This window comes from Devosia sp. (assembly GCF_034675085.1).
Taxonomy (GTDB): Bacteria; Pseudomonadota; Alphaproteobacteria; order Rhizobiales; family Devosiaceae; genus Devosia.
The window spans coordinates 1-5,920 of record NZ_JAUCDN010000207.1 but is presented as its reverse complement, the minus strand read 5'-3'; the positions used below and the strand labels follow the sequence as shown (position 1 = coordinate 5,920).

The window sequence follows — 5,920 nt, the reverse complement described above, 5'->3', positions numbered from 1 at the left end:
TGGAGGTCGAGAACATCGACGAAAAGCGCTGGCCGGCCAAGCAGTTCGCCGCCATTCTGGATGGCTGGAAGAACCGCGGCCTGCTGCCCAGGGACATCACGCCGGCCGAAAGCGGCGGCTATGCCAATGGACGGGGCGCCAAGCTCTATGCCGACTATCAGGCGCGGCTCAAGGTGCTCAACGCCGCCGATTTCGGCGATCTGCTGCTCGAAAACATTCGCCTGTTCCGCGAGCACCCGGACGTCCTGGCCGAATATCACCGCAAATTCAAATACATGCTGGTCGACGAATATCAGGACAGCAATACCGCCCAATATCTCTGGCTGCGGCTGCTGGCGCAGGGCAAGCCGGCAAGCCAGGCCAATATCTGCGTGGTGGGGGACGACGACCAGTCCATCTATGGCTGGCGGGGCGCCGAGGTGGACAATATCCTGCGCTTCGAAAAGGATTTTCCTGGTGCCAAGGTCATCAAGCTCGAGCGCAATTACCGCTCGACCTCGAACATTCTCAAGGCCGCCTCGACGCTGATCGCCTTCAACGAAAGCCGGCTGGGCAAGACGCTACAGACCGATGTGGGCGAGCCGGGCGAATTGCTCTCGGTGACCTCGGTGTGGGACAGCGAGGAGGAAGCCCGCAGCATCGGCGAGGAAATCGAGCAATATCAACGCGCTGGCGAAAAGCTCAACTCCATGGCCATCCTTGTGCGCGCCAGCTTCCAGATGCGCGAATTCGAAGAGCGCTTCATCACGCTGGGGCTCAATTATCGCGTCATCGGCGGCCCGCGCTTTTATGAGCGCAGGGAAATCCGCGACGCCATCGCCTATCTGCGCGTGGTCGCCAACCCCAATGACGCGCTGAGCTTCGAGCGCATCGTCAACACCCCCAAGCGCGGGCTGGGCGACAGCACCGTGCAATTGCTGCACAACGCCGCGCGGGCGACCAACCAGCCCCTGCTCGCCGCCACCCGCATGCTGCTCGAAACCGAGGAGCTGAAATCCAGGCAGCGCAGCACCTTGCGCGAGCTGATCGGCCAGTTCGACGACTGGTCGGTGCGCGCCCAGACGCTGCCGCCTTTCGAGCTCGCCGAACGGATTCTGGACGAGAGCGGCTATACCGCCATGTGGCAGGCCGACAAATCGCCGGATTCACCGGGGCGGCTGGAAAACCTCAAGGAGCTGAGCCGCTCCATGGAGGAATTCGAGACGCTGGGCGGGTTCCTCGAACACATCTCGCTGGTCATGGATCGCGACAGCGGCGACGCCGACGACGCAGTGTCCATCATGACGCTGCATTCGGCCAAGGGACTGGAATTCAACACGGTTTTCCTGCCGGGCTGGGAGGAGGGCCTGTTCCCCAGCCAGCGCACGCTGGATGAATCGGGCCGCGCCGGACTGGAAGAGGAACGGCGGCTGGCCTATGTCGGCATCACCCGCGGGCGCAAGCGCGTGCGCCTGTCGCTGGCGCAGAACCGGCGCATCCACGGGCTCTGGCAGGCGGCCATCCCCTCGCGCTTCGTCGACGAGCTGCCCGCCGATGTAGTGGAGGTGAAGGACACCGGCTCGGGCTATGGCGGCTACAGCTATGGCGGCGGCGCCGCCAGCCGCTTCAACAAGGCCGATCCCTTTGAAAGCGTTTACGAAACTCCCGGCTGGCAGCGCGCCCGCGCCAACCAGGCGAGCCGCAAGGGCGGCGGCCCGCTGACCATCGAGGGAGAGCTGGTGGCCCGCTCGGTCAATGTCGGCAACGACCGCTCGGCCTATGGCGTGGGCGAGCGCGTCTTCCACCTCAAATTCGGCTACGGCACCGTAACGGCGGTGGAAGGCAACAAGCTCAGCATCGACTTCGAAAAGGCTGGCCCCAAAAAGGTATTGGAGAGCTTCGTCAGCAAGGGGTAAGTGACTGGCTCCGCTTCATATTTTAAGATCGACCAGCGTGCCGCCCCGGCCTCGATCCGGGGCCGATCCTGACAAGGTGTAAGATTGTGCTATCTCGGGATGGATTCCGGCCTGCGCCGGAATGACATCGGGGGCAGGAAGGGCTATTATTTGTAAACTATTGATTTTTCATAATATAATCCAAGCCACGCCGGGATGGCATTGGGACTGAAGCGCCCTAAATCCCAATTCCCCCCAGCGGTTCGGTTTCAAACCGTTCGCCGAAACCGGCGATCAACGGCCTGGCCTTGGCGATGGTGGCCTGCACCGCCGGCAAATGCAGCGAGGCGGCGTGGCTTTCCCGGTCGTCCCACACTTCGGTGATCCACAACCCATCCGGACTCGCCGGATCGCGGGCGATGACATAGGAGCGGCGGCCGGGCATGGGCACCTGCCCCTCCATCATGACGGCCAGCAACTCCTCGCGTTTTCCTGGCTGCGCCAGCATTTTTCCGATCAAACCATACATCGCCATCGGCTCCCATTCTATCGCGCCGGCCCCATGCGGGGATAAGCCAGATTGACCTCGACCGGTGTTTCGCGCAACTAGGGCGCGTTCAAAGGATTTTCGCCATGGCCGTCGACCAGCTCTCCGCCCCGCTCACCAAGGAACAGGCCTATGCGCTGGTCGACGCGGTGATGGAGCGCGACGACCTGGCGCTGACCGCCTCGGCCCATGAAAACGAAGACACCGGCGAATGGTTCTTCGAAGCCACCTGCGACAGCCCGCCGGACCTTGAAGGATTCGCCGAGCTGGCCCGGCAAGTCCTTGGCGGAGCAGTGGAATTTTCGGTCGACGCGATCGACCCCGACATCAACTGGGTGGCCAAATCGCTGGAAGGGCTCGCCCCGGTGATCGCAGGCGGCTTTTATGTCTATGGCAGCCACGAAACCGGGCCCATCCCGGAGGGACTGACGCCGATGAAGATCGACGCCGCCCAGGCCTTCGGCACCGGCCATCACGAAACCACCACGGGGTGCCTGGAAGCCATCGAAATGCTGCTGGCCCGCCGCCATCCGCAGGCAATCATCGATATCGGCACCGGCACCGGCGTACTGGCCATCGCGCTGGCCAAGCGCCTGGGCGGACGGATCCTGGCCACCGATATCGACCCCATCGCGGTAACGACGACCCTTGAAAACGCTCGCGAAAACGGCGTCGAAACCCATATCGAGGCCATCGAGGCGACCGGGCTCGACCATGCCGACATCGCCGCCCGCGCCCCCTATGACCTGCTGGTGGCCAATATCCTGGCCGGCCCGCTGACGGCGCTGGCGCCCGACATGGCCGGCGTCGCCCAGCCGGGCGCGACGGTGATCCTTTCGGGCATTCTCAACACCCAGGCCGACGGGATGATCGCGGCTTATGAAACGGCGGGCTTCGCCCTGATCGACCACCTCAAGCGCAAGGACTGGACCACGCTGGTGCTGGAAAAGCGCTAAAGCGCGTCGCGCCCTTTCGCATCCGGCCGCTTGCGGTTAACGCACTGTTAGCATCCAGGCTCACCGAATGTCGCATTTCGCGTCGCATTTTTCACGCGTCGGGGACAAAACAAAATCCCCGAAGCGGGCTCCGGAGATTGTTCAGATCGTCGGCAGATGCAGGGGCGCTTACGGGCGCTTGGTCACAGCGCCGATCAGCTGGTGCTGCATGCGGTAGCTGACCTGGCGACAGGCTTCGCGACCGCGGGCGTCGATGAGGCCACCCAATGCGTTGCGGAAACCGTTCTTGCTCTCAGTCATCGTCTACTCCATGCGACGGCGGTCTGTTGCCTGCCGTCATGCTCGTTCTAGTCTATGCGCCGCAACTGGGTTAGGGGATAAAGGTCAACCCAGCCCTGCAAGCGGCGCAAGGCGGATTAACGCTTGCTTACCGGACCGCCGACCTTGCCATATTCACGCTCGAAGCGTTCCAGATAGTTGCGGGCCTCGATCTCACGGGCCTCGATCAGCGCGTTCATAACGCGGTTCAGCAGATTCTTCTTCTGTGCCATCTTCGCTCTCCTTCCGTCTGGTTCTAAGGTAAGACAAAGGCTGGGGTTTTCCAGACCACATCCGAGCACCCCAGCCATGCCCACAGCGCAACCCGGCGCAAGGATCCCGCTCCCGTCATGACCTCGCAAACCTTCCCCCCTGCCCGCTTCCAGAGCTTCGAGGAAAAATCCGACCCCGGCCAGGTGGCCCCGCGCCTCGCCGCGCTGCGCGCCGCCCTGCAAAATGCCGGGGTCGATGGCTTTCTCATCCCCCGCGCCGACGCCCATCGCGGCGAATCCGTGCCGGACAGCGAAGCGCGGCTGGCCTATGTCACCGGCTTTACCGGCTCGGCCGGCCTGGCCATTGTCGGCCGCGAAAGGGCCGGACTGTTCGTCGATAGCCGCTACACCCTTCAGGCCCCGGCCCAGACCGACACCGAACTGGTGGAGGTGAACGAATACCTGCTGGGCGGCCTCGCCCCGGCCGTGGCCGACTACGTGCCCGAGGGCGGCACCATCGCCTATGACCCCTGGCTGCACACGCCGGGGGAAATCCGGGGCCTTGCCGCCAAACTGGGCGCGCGGGCGAAGCTGGTGCCCCATGCCAATCTGGTCGACGCCATCTGGGCCGACCGTCCCGCCCCGCCCGCCGGTGCGGTGGAATTTCTCGGCCACAATCGCACCGGGCGCGAGGCCGCCGACAAGATCGCCGAAATCCAGGGCGCGCTTGCGGCCGCCGGCGCCGATGCCGGCGTGCTGACCCTGCCCGAATCGATCTGCTGGCTGTTCAACATGCGCGGCGGCGACGTGCCCAATACGCCTTTCGTGCTCGGCTTCGCCATCGTGCCCGCCAATGGCCGGCCGACGCTGTATCTCGATCCCGCCAAGCATACCGACGCCGTGCGCGCCGCGCTGGCCGAAACCGCCGAGCTGCGCGACAGCAGTGAATTGGTGGCGGCGCTGGAAGCGCTGGGCCAGGATGGCCGCGCCGTGCTGGTCGATCCGGCCAGCGCGCCCGAGGCCGTGGTGGCGGCGCTGCGGGCCGCCGGCGCCCGGCTGGTGGAGGAACGCGACCCGGTTCTGTTGCCCAAATCGCGCAAGAACGAGGCCGAACTGGCCGGCATGAGCGAGGCGCATCGGCTCGACGCGGTGGCGCTGGCCAAATTCCTGTTCTGGTTCGACACCGCCGCGCCGCAGGGCGGGCTCACCGAGATCGGCATCGTCACCGCGCTCGAAGCCTTCCGACGCGAGGAGACGAGCTGCGTCGACGCCAGCTTCGACACCATTGCCGGGGCGGGGCCGAACGGAGCCATCGTGCATTACCGGGTGACCAAAGGCACCGACCGCACCCTGGCGCCGGGCGAATTGATGCTGGTGGATTCGGGCGCGCAATATCTTTCGGGCACCACCGACATCACCCGCACCCTCGCCACCGGCCCGACCACGCCCGAGCAGCGCGACCGCTATACGCGCGTGCTCAAGGGCATGATCGCCATTTCCACGGCGCGCTTTCCCAAGGGCACGACAGGGGCCCAGATCGACATCCTCGCCCGGCAGTTCCTGTGGCAGGCGGGGCTGACCTATAATCACGGCACCGGCCATGGCGTGGGCGCCTATCTGGGCGTGCATGAAGGCCCGGTGGGCATCGCTCCGCGCTACACAATGCCGCTGGAGCCGGGCAATGTGCTCTCCAACGAGCCCGGCTTCTATCAGGCCGGCGCCTATGGCATCCGCATCGAAAACCTCATCGTGGTGCAGGAAGCCGAGAACTTTCCCGGCTATCTCGACTTCGCTACCCTGACCCTGGCGCCCATCGACACGCGGCTGATCGAACCGGCGATGCTCACCGCCGCCGAGCGCGACTGGCTCAACGCCTATCACGCCCGCGTCTGGCGCGAGATCGGCCCGAGGGTGGAGGGGGCGGTGAAAGCCTGGCTGGAACAGGCGACGGCGGCGATTTAGCGCGTTTCACGCTGGCCTTGAACCATCGGCTCCTTCATCCCCTCTCCCTTG

6 protein-coding genes are annotated in these 5,920 nt (G+C 64.9%); 3 read left to right on the top strand and 3 right to left on the bottom strand.

The features are described 5' to 3' along the window. Positions 1–1,895, top strand: a 1,895-nt coding sequence (locus tag VDP82_RS12740; RefSeq protein ID WP_323015223.1) for an ATP-dependent helicase, incomplete at its 5' end; no start/stop codon positions are given. A gap of 217 nt (positions 1,896–2,112) precedes the next feature. On the opposite strand, the gene VDP82_RS12735 is transcribed toward VDP82_RS12740, so the two are convergent. Next, the gene (locus VDP82_RS12735) at positions 2,113–2,403 is read right to left on the bottom strand and encodes a putative quinol monooxygenase (RefSeq protein ID WP_323015222.1); all 291 of its coding nucleotides are present in this window, start codon (positions 2,401–2,403) and stop codon (positions 2,113–2,115) included. A 104-nt stretch (positions 2,404–2,507) separates the two neighbouring features. Between VDP82_RS12735 and VDP82_RS12730 the strand changes: the two genes are divergently transcribed. Further along, positions 2,508–3,377: a 50S ribosomal protein L11 methyltransferase gene (locus tag VDP82_RS12730; RefSeq protein WP_323015221.1), complete on the top strand. Its 870-nt coding sequence runs from the start codon at positions 2,508–2,510 to the stop codon at positions 3,375–3,377. Between the two features lie 168 nt (positions 3,378–3,545). Here the strand turns inward: VDP82_RS12730 and VDP82_RS12725 are convergent, their stop codons facing one another. Beyond that, on the bottom strand, positions 3,546–3,677 hold the full coding sequence (locus VDP82_RS12725) for a hypothetical protein (RefSeq protein WP_323015220.1): 132 nt from the start codon (positions 3,675–3,677) through the stop codon (positions 3,546–3,548). 116 nt (positions 3,678–3,793) lie between these two features. Next, positions 3,794–3,928, bottom strand: a complete 135-nt coding sequence (locus tag VDP82_RS12720) for a hypothetical protein (protein WP_323015219.1) — start codon at positions 3,926–3,928, stop codon at positions 3,794–3,796. Positions 3,929–4,045: 117 nt separating this feature from the next. Here VDP82_RS12720 and VDP82_RS12715 point away from each other — a divergent pair, with 117 nt between their 5' ends. Then, complete coding sequence (locus VDP82_RS12715; RefSeq protein ID WP_323015218.1) at positions 4,046–5,869, top strand: aminopeptidase P family protein; 1,824 nt, start codon at positions 4,046–4,048, stop codon at positions 5,867–5,869. Positions 5,870–5,920: the final 51 nt, after the last annotated feature.

Excerpts from the sequence above, each read along its gene's own strand:
- VDP82_RS12735 (WP_323015222.1), bottom strand. The coding sequence starts at position 2,403 with ATGTATGGTTTGATCGGAAAAATGCTGGCGCAGCCAGGAAAACGCGAG.
- VDP82_RS12730 (WP_323015221.1), top strand. The coding sequence starts at position 2,508 with ATGGCCGTCGACCAGCTCTCCGCCCCGCTCACCAAGGAACAGGCCTAT.
- VDP82_RS12725 (WP_323015220.1), bottom strand. The coding sequence starts at position 3,677 with ATGACTGAGAGCAAGAACGGTTTCCGCAACGCATTGGGTGGCCTCATC.
- VDP82_RS12720 (WP_323015219.1), bottom strand. The coding sequence starts at position 3,928 with ATGGCACAGAAGAAGAATCTGCTGAACCGCGTTATGAACGCGCTGATC.
- VDP82_RS12715 (WP_323015218.1), top strand. The coding sequence starts at position 4,046 with ATGACCTCGCAAACCTTCCCCCCTGCCCGCTTCCAGAGCTTCGAGGAA.